This is a genomic window from Kushneria sp. AK178 (assembly GCF_053903105.1).
On sequence record NZ_CP096381.1, the window covers coordinates 1,860,784 to 1,873,683 of the forward strand.

Consider the following 12,900-nt stretch of genomic DNA (forward strand, 5'->3'; position numbering starts at 1 on the left):
GGCGATCAGCGCCTATGACGGGCTCTTCATGATCTTTTTGCGGCATGAAAATCTCGAGAAATGTGACAGCCAGAGAGACGACCTGCCCTTTTCAGCCAGGTCAGGAAACTGCATGCATGCTACGATGCATGGCCTGTGAAAAGCCAGTACAGGCTACCCGGCAGACAGGTTTGAACGGCAATACCAGGGGCTCCCTGGTCAGAATGGAACGTTGATCATGCCCCTTGAACTTCCCTCCCTGCCCTATGCTACCGATGCATTGGCGCCCGTTATCTCCACACACGCTCTGCGCATGCATCATGAGGGCATCCACGCAGGCTATCTGAAGCGTTTGAACACACTGCTTGACGGTGATGGGCATACGGACCACTCGCTTGAAGACATCATGCGTACCGGCCGCGGCGAGGCACAGGCCTGCGCCTGCCAGGCGTGGAACCATACCTTTTTCTGGCAGTGCCTGACGCCCTGGTATCAGCCCCCGGGGAAGGAACTGGAAAGCGCACTGGCGGCCCGCTGGGGAAGTCTCGAGGCGTTCCAGCAGGCGTTCATGGCCAGCGCCATGGCGCACTTCATGGGGGGCTGGACATGGCTTGTGTACTCCCCGCAAGGACGGCTGGACATTCATAATGCCGTGGATGCCGGGTCCCCGCTGCTTCGGGGCCTTATACCGCTGCTGGCCATCGATATGTGGGAGCACGCCTGGTATGTCGATTTTGGCAACGATCGACGCAAATATCTTCAAAGGCTCTGGGATGTGATCAACTGGCCGTTTGTCGAGCAGTGTCTCGAGGATGCCACTGCAACGGCCGAGGGCAGGCGCAATCTGCTTCACGTCTAAAAGGCAGGGATTGCTATAAAAGGCGGCGCTGGCCCGACAGGCCCGAGAGCCTGTCGATACCAGCCCGCCTGTCGATCATCAGCGGTCGTCGTTTGCCGTGCTCTCTTCGGGATCGGCACTGCGTCCGATTCCCCGATAATAAAAGCCGTGCTGTGCCACGAATGACGGATCGTAGATATTACGGCCATCCAGGATCAGCGGGATGGTCATCAGGGTCGACAGACGTCGCCAGTCGGGATTCCAGTACTCCTTCCACTCCGTCACCAGCAACAGGGCATCGACATTTTCACAGGCCGATTGCGCGGTACCTGACAGCGTCAGCAGCGGATGCTGACCATAGTAGTGCTCGATGGCGGGAAGCGCTGCGGGGTCGTGCAGTTTGACATGCACCCCCTGGGCCCAGAGGGCATCCAGCAGACGGAGTACCGGCGCATGGGCAATCCGCGCGGTGCCCGGCTTGAAGGCCGCGCCCCATACGGCAACCGTGCGCCCTTCAAGGTCGCCATCATAGTACTGCCAGAGCTTGCGAAAGAGCTCTTCCTGCTTTTGCTCGTTGACCTGAACGACCTGCTCGAGCAACCCGTTGTGCTGCCCTTCACGGGCACGGATGCTCGACAGGCGATGCAGATTGCGCGCAAAGCTGGGACCGCCAAAGCCACACCCCGGATAGAGATACTCGCGGCCGATACGGCGATCGGATCCCATCGCCTGGCGCACCAGTTCGATATCCACGTCCAAACTGTCGGCCAGGCTGGCCAGTTCATTCATGTAGCTGACGCGCGTGGCCAGCATGCCGATAACGGCAAGCTTGGTCAGTTCGGCCGCCCGCCTTGGCATCAAGCGAACATTGTTTTCGCGCCGATTGAAGGCTCTGAGCAGTTCGCTGATCTGACGGGAGGCCCAGTCATCTTCGCTGCCCATGATCCAGCTGTCGGGACGCGTAAAGGTGGCCATGGCACGGCCCTCTTCGAGCATGTCCGGCAGTGCGACGGCAATCTGGCGCTCCTTGCGGAGCAGCGATTCAAGGACTTCCGTATGGCCGATCGGGAAAGTGCTGTTGTTGACCAGCACAAACTCGTGAGGCTCACGGCCCAGCGTCTGCTCGACCCACTGATCGGCATCATTACGCTGATCTGCCGATACGGCCAGCCAGTACACATTGGCACTGGGCAGGGATTTCGAGCTCTCGCACAGGGTCAGTGACCCGTTGGCGATACTCTGCGACAACTGGTGATAAAGCCCCGGCTCGTTTCTGATCCAGTCCGTTTCGGCCAGAACGTTCCATGGCTGAGCCGGATGCGGCCACCAGTACACCTGGTGGCCAACCATTGAGAGTGCAGCGGCTGCCGTTGCCGCACTCAATTCGCTTCCATGCACTACCACCTGCATGATTATGCCTCGTCTTGATAGCGCTTCAGCAGCTCGCGGAATCCTTCGCCATACTTGGGATGACGGCGCGCAAACGACAGTGTCGCTTCCAGATAACCAAGCTGATGACCGCAGTCGAAAGTTTCACCTTCCATACGATAGGCAGCAACATCCTGCTTGCCACGCAAGGTATCGATGGCGTCGGTCAGCTGGATTTCGTTACCTGCGCCGGGACGCGTCTCGGCAAGTACCGGGAAAATGCTGCCCGGGAGCAGATAACGACCGATAACGGCCAGTGTAGAAGGCTCGGTACCGGCTTCGGGCTTTTCTACCATGCCCGTAATCTTTTCGCTCTTGCCGGCTTCAGGAGTGTCCCCTTCAAGGGCCACGATGCCGTACTTGTAAGCGACTTCAGCCGGGACATCCTCCACCATGATCTGGGCGGCACCCGTTTGATCATGGGCTTCAATCATGCCACCCAGATCGTTGCGCGTCATGCCTTCATCATCGACCAGAACGTCCGGCAGCAGCACGGCAAACGGCTCGTCATCACCGATTACCGGCCGAGCACAAAGAATGGCATGGCCCAGACCCAGTGCTTCAGGCTGGCGAACGCTGATGATGGATACATCATCCGGGATGATATTGCGCAGCTCATCCAGAAGCTCCTGCTTGCCCTTCGCTTCCAGCTGACTCTCGAGCTCGAAATGCTTGTCGAAATGATTTTCGATCGCAGACTTCGAAGAGTGCGTGACCAGTACGATCTCCTTGATGCCGGCCTTGACTGCTTCCTGTACGACATACTGGATAACAGGCTTGTCGACAATCGTGATCATTTCCTTCGGGATCGCTTTTGAAGCGGGGAGACAGCGAGTCCCGAAACCAGCGACAGGCAATACTGCTTTACGAATCATTCCTTTTCCCTTTGCTATCAAATACAAGAAATACATGAGTGTATGGCATGTTGACATTTGCCATGACAGCATCGTGGGCCATAAACGGCTCAAAATCTTGCTTGAACCGGCGGATCAGACCACAGCGCCCGGTAAACAGGTTATAACCACATAAAATACCGGACCTTGAATCTTATATCCTTCGTGAAATGTTTCATTTTGTATAACTAAATATGGCATCAGTTTTTTAAGCATAATGATAACGGTATAAAACAGGAGGAGCATGCTATTCATGCCGGGGGCCTTCAAGACATGTCACCACATCCTGATCTGCATCATGATTCGCGATTCTTCATATCCCGATACCCAGCAGTCAGAATACCAGAAACCCTTGAAAAAACCGGCTTCGGCCTGCCGGGAGTCCGACAGGCTACTGCCCTGTTCTTCCCTTTTCTGAACGCTTCGAAAGCCTGCTTGCTGACAGCGCGTGATGCTGAAACCGTATGGGTTCATGAGCCACGCAGACCCTATACAATACAAACCGATATACTGGCAGCCCATGCCGCCCCACTCTCACAGGAGCTCCTCGATGAGCGAAAAACATCATTCCAACGTTGACCCGGGTGAAATTGCCAAATTTGACGATCTGGCCAGTCGCTGGTGGGATCGCGAAGGCGAATGCAAGCCGCTTCATGACATCAATCCCCTGCGCCTGGATTATATCGATCAGCGTGCAGGCCTGACCGGCCATCGCGTTATCGATGTTGGCTGTGGCGGCGGCATTCTCAGTGAAGCAATGGCGCATCGTGGCGCCGAGGTAACCGGTATCGATCTGGGAGAAGCACCGCTTTCCGTGGCCCGCCTTCATCAGCAGCAAAGCGGTGTCGAGGTTGACTATCAGTGCATCAGTGCCGAAGACATGGCAGAGCAGCAACCGGGCAGCTTTGATGTCGTGGTCTGTTTTGAAATGCTTGAACATGTTCCGGACCCGGAAAGCGTCATCAAGGCCTGCGCTCGCATGGCCAGACCCGGTGGCCATGTCTTTTTTTCGACAATCAACCGCAACCCGAAATCATGGGCGATGGCCATTGTGGGCGCCGAATACATTCTGAACCTTCTGCCCCGCGGGACGCACAGTTATCAGCGGTTTATACGACCTTCCGAGCTGGCTCGCTGGGCGCGCCAGGCCAATCTTGATACGCGGGACATTACGGGCATGATCTATAACCCCGTGACGCGTCGCTATCGCCTCTCCAGCAGCGATCTGGACGTCAACTATTTCATGCACACTCGTGTGGCCCAATCATGAATCGACAGGCCGATGATATTCCAGAGGCCGTGTTGTTCGATCTGGATGGCACGCTGGTGGATACAGCCCCGGATCTGGCTCGTGCAACCAATGCCCTTCGCAGGGAACACGGCCTCAAGCCGTTGCCCCATGACGAGATTCGACGTGAAGTCTCTCACGGCGGCAGTGCTCTGGTGACGCTGGCACTGGGGTTGGAAAGGCAGGCACCGGGACACGATGATGCCCGGGCAATGCTGCTCGAGCACTACGGCAAAAACGTCGCCGAGGAAAGCTGCCTTTTTGAAGGATTTTCAGAAGTACTTGATCACTATCGCAGCCTGCGACGGCCCTGGGGGATCATTACCAACAAACCACGACAATATGCAGTGCCACTGCTCGAAGCACTGAGCATGGCACCGGATGTGCTGTTGTGTGCTGATGATCTACCGGTTAAAAAACCGGATCCCGCCCCATTGCTGGAAGCCGCCAGACGTTTGAACGTTGCGCCGCAGCACTGCTGGTATATCGGCGACCATCTACGCGATATCGAGGCAGCCAACAATGCCGGCATGACCGCTATCGCAGTGACATATGGCTATCTACGTCAGGAAGACGATCCTGATACCTGGCCTGCAAGCCGGTTTTTTGAAACACCGGCAGCGCTTTGCAGGGTACTGCTACAGCATGATGTGCCTGACACGACCCGCGTTTGAATAACGCCGGCTCGACAATAATCAGCGGGCATTTCGCTTGTCACGAACTGCCCGCGAATTCCCGACCGGCCATATCAACCGCTGGTTTTTTGCATGAATTCGCGTGCCAGACCGGCGGCATCGCTCTCGGAATGCTCGCTAATAACCTTTTTCAGCATGTCCTGACTTTCGCTGCTTTTGCCCTGACGAGCGTAGACAAGCCCCAGCTTGTACATTGCATCAGGGACCTTATTGCTTTGGGGGTAGTCACTGATGACCCTGTCGAATGCCGATGCCGACTGCTCCAGCCGGGATTTGGCAGAATAAAGCTCGCCCAGCCAGTACCAGGCATTTCCATTCAGGCCCGACTGCGGATAATCACGATTGAAGGCTTCGAAGGCGGCAATGGCCTGATCAAATTCGCGTTCTTGTACGTGCGAGAAGGCTGCCTGATACGCCCCCTGCGCGTCATTGGCCGTGCCGCCACTACCTGCTGAAGATGACTGGCGGCCTCCTGAAGCGGCCTGATTGATGGGATCACTGCCGGCCGAAGAGGCATCATTATCGCCGGATGATGCACCCGTGCTGTCCTGTGACGCGCTCAGACGTTCTTCCAGATCCAGATAGCGCTGCTGGGACAGTTGTGTCTGTTGTTCCAGCTGATGACGCAGCTCTTCAATCTGCCCACGAAGCTGATTGATATCCTGCTCCTGGCTCTGCAAACGATTGAATATCTGCAGGTTGCCGGAACCGGAATTCGTGGAAGCCTGGTTATAAAAGGAGCCTGTTTGTGCGGATGCCCAAACGGACAGCGGGAGCACAAGGGCTCCCGCGCCGCACAGTCGAATAAGACCGTGTTTCATTGCTTACTCCGGGATCAGTAGTCGATGACGACGCGACGATCCTGAGAATAGGCCTGTTCAGAATTGCCGGAAGCAGCGCGACGCTCTTCACCGTAGCTGACCACTTCGATCTGTGAGGCAGGCACGCCCTGAATGGTCAGATACTGGCGTACGGCGTTGGCACGACGCTCGCCCAGCCCCAGGTTGTATTCACGGGTACCACGCGGATCGGTGTGGCCTTCCAGAACGATGTTGTTGCCGGAATTACGCTGCAGGTACTGAGCATGCTGGTTCAGCATGGACTCGTACTGCGGGCGGATGCTGTCGCTGTCGAAATCGAAGTAGACGCGATTTTCGCTCGGCATTTGTGCCTGCTGGCCGGTGTTTTGACCGGTAGCACCAGAGCTGCTGCTCATGCCCTGAGTGGAAGAACCGCTGGTCATGCCGGCATTCTGCTGGTCGCCATCCTGTGTACCGCCGCCGCTGGAACAACCAGCAACCACAGCCAGAGAAAGTGCGGCCGCCAGAGTCTTGGCGTAGGAAGAAAACTGCATGATGATCTCCTTGCTTTTATAAAGAATGACAAAATTCATTCTAGTCGTTTAATTCAAAAACGGCGACCAGGAAGGTTCACGGACCTCACCATTGGGTGAGGGTATTACGAATGAAGCCCTGCCATCTGCCGAAACAGCACCGAGCACGCCGCGTGCTCCCTGCTGAGTGGCATATACCACCATTGTACCGTTGGGCGCAACTGCCGGTGCTTCATCCTGATAAGTATTGGTTAATATTGTTACGCGCCCCGATGACAGATCCTGCCTTGCCACCTGAAAACCGCGGTCGGTCCGGGTGGTCATGAAAATGAAATTATTGTCGGGACCATACATGCCACCGGCATTGTAATTGCCGGTAAACGTCATGCGTTTGGCATTTCCGCCGGAAGCATCCATCTGATAAAGCTGCGGCTGGCCGCTACGATCAGAAGTAAATAAAAGCGAGCGACCGTTAGGGCTCCAGTCCGGTTCGGTATCGATGGCACTGGAATTTGTCAGGCGTGTCAGCGAGCGAGACGCGACATCCATGACATAGATTTCGGGATTACCGTCCTTTGAAAGCGACATGGCAAGCTTGCGACCATCCGGCGACCAGGCCGGAGCACCATTGATCCCCTTGAAGGACGTCAGCTGAACACGACGGCCGCTGGAGAGCTGCTGCACATAAATGGCGGGCCGCCCTGACTCGAACGAAACGTAGGCCAGTTTTTGTCCGTCCGGTGACCAGGCAGGCGACAAAATGGGCTGATCGGAAGACAGGATCTGCTGCGGGCGATGGCCATCCTGATCGGCCACATACAGGGCGTAATTGATATTCGGGTCAACGCCATTGGCGGTGACATAGGCGATACGTGTCTGAAAGGCGCCCCGAATGCCGGTAATTTCCTCGAAGATCTGATCGGCAATGTAGTGCGAGCGAGAACGCAGCTGATCCTCGCTCGAGGTGACTACTTCTCCCAGCTCACGACGCTGCCCGGCCACATCGTGCAGCTCATAGCTGATTTTGTAGCCGTTACCGGAAGATTCGACGCGTCCAACGACCAGATAATTGGCCCTGACCCGGCGCCAGTCACCATAATTGATATCGTCTCCACTGGCAGGCCGGGAAATCAGATCCTGGGGTGCCAGTGGCGCAAACTGACCACTGTGTTCCAGATCATCGGCAATGATTTTGCCGACATCCTCGGAAGGGCTGACCCCCTCGCCACGAAAGGGCACGACCGCGATTGGAATTGCATTATCGTTGCCTCGCGTGATCTCAATGGTGAGATCACCCGCTGCCTGTGCCATCAGGCTGGTCATCATGAGCATCATGACGCCGGCCAATGCCATTAGTTTTTTCATCAGCACACACCCTCGGGGTTTAACAAACCTTGATATTGACCACCTGTCAGAGAGACAGGTGCAGTATCGATCATGTTTTTGCACCACATTGACAGAAATGTCTTGTCCCTAGCGTACATCCTCGGGATTAAAACGCAGATTAAAGCTTCTGAACTGCTGTCGTGCATCAGACGGCAACCGGCTCATTTCAGTAAATGGTGCTGCCCGTTCGACAGCCTGCACGGCAGACCGATCAAATCCCGGATCACCGCTGCTGCTGGAGACATTGGCAGACAGAAGCTCTCCTGTTGGCAGAAGCTGCACCCTGACCACGGTCACCAGCCCGGACGCTGCATTGGGCGGACGTGACCAGCTCTGCTCGACGGCCCGACGCACCAGGTTCATGAACCCGTTGGAAGCCTCCTGAGCCTGACGCGCATTGGCAATGGATTCCGCCTCGCTGGTAATTTCATCGCCAAGGGCATCCTGACTGGCCGCCGCTGCAGCTTCCGCGGCGCGCCTGCGATCGGCTTCGGCTTTCCTTTTGGCTGCCGCTTCAGCTTCTGCCTTCTTTTTGGCCGCTGCTTCGGCCTCCGCCTTCTTTTTCGCCTCGGCCTCTGCCTGCCTCTTCGCCTCGGCCTCCGCCTTCTTTTTCGCCTCGGCCTCTGCCTGCTTCTTCGCCTCGGCCTCTGCCTGCCTCTTCGCCTCGGCCTCCGCCTGCTTCTTCGCCTCGGCCTCTGCCTGCTTCTTCGCCTCGGCCTCTGCCTGTCTCTTCGCTTCGGCTTCTGCCTGCCTCTTCGCCTCGGCTGCTTCTCGGGCCTGCTGCTCGCGCGCCTGCTGGGCGGCCACCTCTTCCGCCTGCTCGGCGCGACGCTGTGCAGCCTCCTGCGCCTCCTGTGCTGCCTGCTCTCGGGCCTGACGCGCCTGTTCAGCTGCTTCGGCCTGCTGGCGTGCCGTCTCTTCGGCGGCATCGTCCCGAGTGGCTTCCGGTTCGGGCTGCTCGCGATCCGGCCCCTGCTGGGCACGTGGCTGTGCCTCGGTCGCCTGCTGCGCCTGATCGGTTGCAGTCTCCATCGAAATCAGCTCGGCCTGCACAACAGCGTTGGACGTTTCGACGGGATCACTCTGCGGCCAGCGAAAGGCCACCAGTCCGATAACCCCGACGTGCAGCAGCACCGCAAGCACGGTGGGCAATGTATAGCCTACACGGCGATCGTGTCTGGCCATTGTCTCTCCCTACTGCTGGTCGCCAGGCGGTGGATCAGAAATCAATCCCACATTGGGGACGCCCGCATTCTGCAGCGTCCCCATCAGCGTCACGACCTGACCATAGGAAACATTGCGATCGCCGCGCACCATGACAGGCGTGCCGGGATTACGGTTGAGCACTGCCATGACCTGATCACTGATCTCGTCAAGCGATTTGCTCTGCTGCTCATCGCCCAGGCTAATGTAATATTCGCCCTCGCGGTTGACCGTCACGACCAGTGGCTCATTGTCACTCTGCACCGGCTCGGAGCTGATCTGCGGCAGATCGACATCGATCCCCTGGTTGATGGTGGGGGCGGCAATGATAAAAATGACCAGCAGCACGAGCATGACATCGATAAACGGCACGACGTTCATGTCGCTGGAGAGCTTCTTGCGCCGATTGCGTCGGTAGGATCCCTGCATGACGTGCTCCTCAGGCGTTCTCGCCGGCGCTGCGGTTTTGCAGATTGCGATGCAAAAAGGCGTGGAACTCTTCGGCGAAGTTTTCCATGCGAACCATCAGCTTGTCGGCCTTGTGGGTCAGGCGGTTATAGCCGATGTTGGCCGGAATGGCGGCAAAGAGGCCCAGGGCCGTAGCGATCAGCGCCTCGGCAATGGCCGGCGCAATGGTGCCCAGCGACACCTGTTGGGCACCACCCAGCGCCTGAAAGGTACCCAGTATTCCCCATACCGTGCCAAAAAGACCGATATAGACCGCGGACGAGCTGATGATGGCAAGCACTGCCAGATGCGCCGTCAGACGCTCCTCTTCACGTGAGACAGATACCCGCATGGAGCGCTCGACACCTTCAAGTACGGCATTGTGGCTGCGCGATTTGGGAAGTAGTCGATTGAACTCGCGAAACCCCGAACGAAAGATATGGGCGGCCCCCTGCGGATTATCGGCCGGCACTTCCCGGTATAACTCGTTGAGATCCACGCCCGACCAGAAGTGAGACTCGAACTCATCCAGCTCCCGCTCGTCACGTTTGAGAGCAAAGGCGCGCTGAAAGATCAGCACCCACGACACGACGGAAGCGGCCAGCAGTATCAGCATGATCAGCTGAACCACCAGACCAGCGTGGAAAAACAGCGAAATGACCGACATGGAAGAATCGTTCACGAAAAACCCCTTCAGGCGTTCTGGGAATCAAGCGTCATGGCCGAAAGCAGATCTTCGGGCCAACGAGCCGGTTTGTAACCTGTTGCATCGATACAGGCAATATCGACCATACCGCGAAAAAGAAGTTTTCCATTTCGCATGATCCGTTGCTCGAACGCGACGGTGCACTGGCGCGGCGCCCCGGCCCGGGTGTCGACCGTCAAAAGATCATCCAGCGTCGCCGGCAGTCGATACTGGCACTCCAGACGTCGAACGACCAGTGCAATATTGCGCCCGAGAAGCGAGTGCTGATCGAAGCCCCTGTCGCGCAGCCATTCGGTACGACCGCGTTCGAGATAGTTGAGATAGTTGGCGTGATAGACGATGCCGCCGGCATCGGTATCCTCGATATAGACGCGTAGATCCAGTGATGCCATGGCGTTCAGGACTCCGCCGTTGCCGTGCCATCACCGCCATCCGGAATATCATCCGTGGGGGACAGATCAAAATGCAGGTAGGCCAGCCGTGTCACCATACGACCGCGCGCCGTACGCAGCATGAACCCCTGCTGAATCAGGTAGGGCTCAAGAACATCCTCGATAGTGTCACGCTCTTCGCTGATGGCCGCAGCCAGACTCTCGACACCTACGGGGCCACCGCCGAACTTTTCGATCATGGTCAAAAGCAGCCGCCGGTCCATGTGATCCAGTCCATGGCGGTCGACGTGCAGCATGTTGAGGGCCTTGTCGGCCACCTCGGCGGTCAGACGCCCATCACCACGTACCTGAGCAAAATCGCGCACCCGGCGCAGCAATCGGTTGGCAATACGCGGCGTGCCGCGGGAGCGACGCGCCACTTCGATGGCACCGTCCTCATCGGCCTCGAAATCCATGAGCCGGGCGCTGCGATTCACGATGTGTGTCAGATCCGTGATGTTGTAGAACTCAAGGCGCTGCACGATGCCGAAGCGATCGCGCAAAGGCGCTGTCAAAAGGCCCGCCCGGGTCGTGGCGCCGACCAGGGTAAACCTGGGCAGATCGAGCTTGATGGAGCGCGCCGCCGGCCCCTCGCCAATCATGATATCGAGCTGAAAATCCTCCATCGCCGGATAGAGTACCTCCTCCACGGCAGAGGAGAGCCGGTGAATCTCGTCGATAAAGAGGACATCCCCCGGCTGCAGGTTGGTCAGCATGGCGGCAAGATCACCGGCCTTTTCGAGCACGGGCCCGGAGGTGGACTTGATGTCCACGCCCATTTCGCTGGCGATGATATGGGCCAGCGTGGTCTTGCCAAGACCGGGCGGGCCAAAGATCAAGGTATGATCAAGGCTGTCCTCACGCTGACGCGCTGCCGTAATGAAGATGTCAAGCTGCTCTCGAACCGGTGCCTGGCCGATATAGTCATCGAGCATGCGCGGGCGAATGGCGTGATCCACCCGCTCTTCTTCAGGGCGTTCGGCGCCGGCGATGAGCCGATCGGTTTCAATCATGATGCCCTGCCTTTCCCGCTACGTGTGTCGCTGCCGGCCAAACGGTCGGAAAGCGCCATCTTGATCAATGCCTCGGTAGAAAGCGTGGTATCCAGCCCTGACAGCATCCGGGTCGCTTCGGTCGGCTTGTACCCCAGTGCGATCAGTGCCGCCTCGGCGTCGGCATGGTTGTCGCTTTCAAGCGGCAGCTCGGCGTCTTCAGCAGTGCCCTGCTCCAGCTGCTCGAATTCGGGCCAGTGTTTGAAACGATCCCGCATTTCGATAATCAGGCGCTCAGCGGTCTTCTTGCCCACGCCCGGCAGTCTGGTCAGCGTTTTGGTGTCATCATCCATGACACTTTTCATGAACTGCTGTCGCTCCATGCCGGACAAAATGGCCAGTGCCAGTCGCGGCCCTACCCCCGAAATCCGGATCAACTCACGAAAGAGGCGACGCTCGGGCTCATCAATGAACCCATAGAGCAGATGCGCGTCCTCGCGAACACTTAAATGCGTATGGAGGCGGACTGTTTCGCCCGGCGCCGGCAGCGCCAGCAGCGTGTTCATGGAGGCTTCAAGTTCATAGCCGACACCATGAACATCGACCACGATCAGGGGCGGTTTCTTTTCAAGCAGTTGACCGTGCAGGCGACCTATCATGCGTTGTATATCCAGATAGAAACAATGAACGAAAAAGGGGCATGGCGTTTAAATGCACCAGGATTTAAACACCGTGTCAGGGTCGATAATGGCGCCAGCTTGACGACCGCTGTCTTGCCGGACGTGCTTGCGCCGGCAGGTTCTGCGCGCCGCGACAGGCAAAGAAATGGGTCAACGCAATGGCCAGAGCGTCAGCAGCGTCTTCCTGAGGCAGCCCTGATAATTTAAGCGTCGACTGTACCATATGCTGCACCTGCGTCTTGTCGGCCCCACCGTTGCCCGTGACCACCTGCTTGATGCGTCGGGCAGCGTATTCATGAACGTCGAGGCCATGATTGGCCGCGCAGACGATGGCTGTACCGCGTGCCTGCCCCAGTTTCAGGGCAGAGTCGGCATTTCGGGATAGAAATACCTGCTCGATGGCCATCTCGCCCGGAGCATGCTGAGCAATGACTTCGGCCACGCCGGCATACACCTGCGCCAGTTTCTGGGCAAGCGTCGGGGCCTCGATTTTGATGCAGCCACTGGCAACGTAGCGCGGCGTCAGGCTCGAGACATCAATGACGCCAAACCCGGTGCGGCGTGACCCCGGGTCGATCCCCAGAAGCATCATGGCCACAGT

15 protein-coding genes are annotated in these 12,900 nt (G+C 57.7%); 3 read left to right on the plus strand and 12 right to left on the minus strand.

Features of this window, described 5'->3' with window-relative positions; all coding sequences use genetic code 11:
• Window positions 1-217 precede the first annotated feature (217 nt).
• The gene (locus M1D97_RS08395) at window positions 218-838 is read left to right on the plus strand and encodes a superoxide dismutase (RefSeq protein WP_456267292.1); all 621 of its coding nucleotides are present in this window, start codon (window positions 218-220) and stop codon (window positions 836-838) included.
• 78 nt (window positions 839-916) lie between these two features.
• Here the strand turns inward: M1D97_RS08395 and M1D97_RS08400 are convergent, their stop codons facing one another.
• Window positions 917-2,227, minus strand: a complete 1,311-nt coding sequence (locus tag M1D97_RS08400; protein WP_456267293.1) for a nucleotide sugar dehydrogenase — start codon at window positions 2,225-2,227, stop codon at window positions 917-919.
• A 2-nt stretch (window positions 2,228-2,229) separates the two neighbouring features.
• Entirely contained in the window at window positions 2,230-3,120 is an 891-nt protein-coding gene (gene galU / locus M1D97_RS08405) for a UTP--glucose-1-phosphate uridylyltransferase GalU (protein ID WP_456267294.1), read from the minus strand.
• Window positions 3,121-3,688: 568 nt separating this feature from the next.
• On the opposite strand from galU, the gene ubiG reads away from it, so the two are divergent.
• Window positions 3,689-4,408 (plus strand): bifunctional 2-polyprenyl-6-hydroxyphenol methylase/3-demethylubiquinol 3-O-methyltransferase UbiG, encoded by a 720-nt coding sequence (gene ubiG, locus M1D97_RS08410; protein ID WP_456267295.1) that lies wholly within the window; start codon window positions 3,689-3,691, stop codon window positions 4,406-4,408.
• Window positions 4,405-5,100 carry an HAD-IA family hydrolase gene (locus tag M1D97_RS08415; protein WP_456267296.1) on the plus strand — a complete coding sequence of 232 codons (696 nt, stop codon included), beginning with the start codon at window positions 4,405-4,407 and terminating at the stop codon, window positions 5,098-5,100. Before ubiG ends, M1D97_RS08415 begins: the two co-directional genes overlap by 4 nt.
• 74 nt (window positions 5,101-5,174) lie before the next feature.
• Here the strand turns inward: M1D97_RS08415 and ybgF are convergent, their stop codons facing one another.
• The 10 genes from ybgF to ruvC form a co-directional block, all read right to left on the minus strand.
• The gene (gene ybgF, locus M1D97_RS08420) at window positions 5,175-5,942 is read right to left on the minus strand and encodes a tol-pal system protein YbgF (RefSeq protein ID WP_456267297.1); all 768 of its coding nucleotides are present in this window, start codon (window positions 5,940-5,942) and stop codon (window positions 5,175-5,177) included.
• 14 nt (window positions 5,943-5,956) lie between these two features.
• Window positions 5,957-6,475, minus strand: coding sequence for a peptidoglycan-associated lipoprotein Pal (pal, locus tag M1D97_RS08425; RefSeq protein ID WP_456267298.1), 519 nt, complete (start codon window positions 6,473-6,475; stop codon window positions 5,957-5,959).
• A gap of 48 nt (window positions 6,476-6,523) precedes the next feature.
• Entirely contained in the window at window positions 6,524-7,819 is a 1,296-nt protein-coding gene (gene tolB, locus M1D97_RS08430; RefSeq protein WP_456267299.1) for a Tol-Pal system beta propeller repeat protein TolB, read from the minus strand.
• Window positions 7,820-7,927: 108 nt separating this feature from the next.
• Window positions 7,928-9,025 (minus strand): cell envelope integrity protein TolA, encoded by a 1,098-nt coding sequence (tolA, locus tag M1D97_RS08435; RefSeq protein WP_456267300.1) that lies wholly within the window; start codon window positions 9,023-9,025, stop codon window positions 7,928-7,930.
• A gap of 9 nt (window positions 9,026-9,034) precedes the next feature.
• On the minus strand, window positions 9,035-9,472 hold the full coding sequence (gene tolR, locus M1D97_RS08440) for a protein TolR (RefSeq protein WP_456267301.1): 438 nt from the start codon (window positions 9,470-9,472) through the stop codon (window positions 9,035-9,037).
• Between the two features lie 10 nt (window positions 9,473-9,482).
• Window positions 9,483-10,172: a protein TolQ gene (gene tolQ, locus M1D97_RS08445; RefSeq protein WP_456267302.1), complete on the minus strand. Its 690-nt coding sequence runs from the start codon at window positions 10,170-10,172 to the stop codon at window positions 9,483-9,485.
• Between the two features lie 11 nt (window positions 10,173-10,183).
• The gene (gene ybgC, locus M1D97_RS08450; protein WP_456267303.1) at window positions 10,184-10,588 is read right to left on the minus strand and encodes a tol-pal system-associated acyl-CoA thioesterase; all 405 of its coding nucleotides are present in this window, start codon (window positions 10,586-10,588) and stop codon (window positions 10,184-10,186) included.
• A 5-nt stretch (window positions 10,589-10,593) separates the two neighbouring features.
• Window positions 10,594-11,640: a Holliday junction branch migration DNA helicase RuvB gene (gene ruvB / locus M1D97_RS08455; RefSeq protein ID WP_456267304.1), complete on the minus strand. Its 1,047-nt coding sequence runs from the start codon at window positions 11,638-11,640 to the stop codon at window positions 10,594-10,596.
• A complete protein-coding gene (gene ruvA, locus M1D97_RS08460) occupies window positions 11,637-12,278 on the minus strand; it encodes a Holliday junction branch migration protein RuvA (protein WP_456267305.1) in 642 nt (213 codons plus the stop codon). The genes ruvB and ruvA overlap by 4 nt, the downstream gene beginning before the upstream one ends.
• 76 nt (window positions 12,279-12,354) lie before the next feature.
• Complete coding sequence (gene ruvC / locus M1D97_RS08465; RefSeq protein ID WP_456267306.1) at window positions 12,355-12,891, minus strand: crossover junction endodeoxyribonuclease RuvC; 537 nt, start codon at window positions 12,889-12,891, stop codon at window positions 12,355-12,357.
• Window positions 12,892-12,900: the final 9 nt, after the last annotated feature.

Bases quoted from the DNA above. Each gene is read 5' to 3' on its own strand.
- M1D97_RS08395 (WP_456267292.1), top strand. From the start codon at position 218: ATGCCCCTTGAACTTCCCTCCCTGCCCTATGCTACCGATGCATTGGCG.
- M1D97_RS08400 (WP_456267293.1), bottom strand. From the start codon at position 2,227: ATGCAGGTGGTAGTGCATGGAAGCGAATTGAGTGCGGCAACGGCAGCC.
- galU (WP_456267294.1), bottom strand. From the start codon at position 3,120: ATGATTCGTAAAGCAGTATTGCCTGTCGCTGGTTTCGGGACTCGCTGT.
- ubiG (WP_456267295.1), top strand. From the start codon at position 3,689: ATGAGCGAAAAACATCATTCCAACGTTGACCCGGGTGAAATTGCCAAA.
- M1D97_RS08415 (WP_456267296.1), top strand. From the start codon at position 4,405: ATGAATCGACAGGCCGATGATATTCCAGAGGCCGTGTTGTTCGATCTG.
- ybgF (WP_456267297.1), bottom strand. From the start codon at position 5,942: ATGAAACACGGTCTTATTCGACTGTGCGGCGCGGGAGCCCTTGTGCTC.
- pal (WP_456267298.1), bottom strand. From the start codon at position 6,475: ATGCAGTTTTCTTCCTACGCCAAGACTCTGGCGGCCGCACTTTCTCTG.
- tolB (WP_456267299.1), bottom strand. From the start codon at position 7,819: ATGAAAAAACTAATGGCATTGGCCGGCGTCATGATGCTCATGATGACC.
- tolA (WP_456267300.1), bottom strand. From the start codon at position 9,025: ATGGCCAGACACGATCGCCGTGTAGGCTATACATTGCCCACCGTGCTT.
- tolR (WP_456267301.1), bottom strand. From the start codon at position 9,472: ATGCAGGGATCCTACCGACGCAATCGGCGCAAGAAGCTCTCCAGCGAC.
- ybgC (WP_456267303.1), bottom strand. From the start codon at position 10,588: ATGGCATCACTGGATCTACGCGTCTATATCGAGGATACCGATGCCGGC.
- ruvB (WP_456267304.1), bottom strand. From the start codon at position 11,640: ATGATTGAAACCGATCGGCTCATCGCCGGCGCCGAACGCCCTGAAGAA.
- ruvA (WP_456267305.1), bottom strand. From the start codon at position 12,278: ATGATAGGTCGCCTGCACGGTCAACTGCTTGAAAAGAAACCGCCCCTG.
- ruvC (WP_456267306.1), bottom strand. From the start codon at position 12,891: ATGATGCTTCTGGGGATCGACCCGGGGTCACGCCGCACCGGGTTTGGC.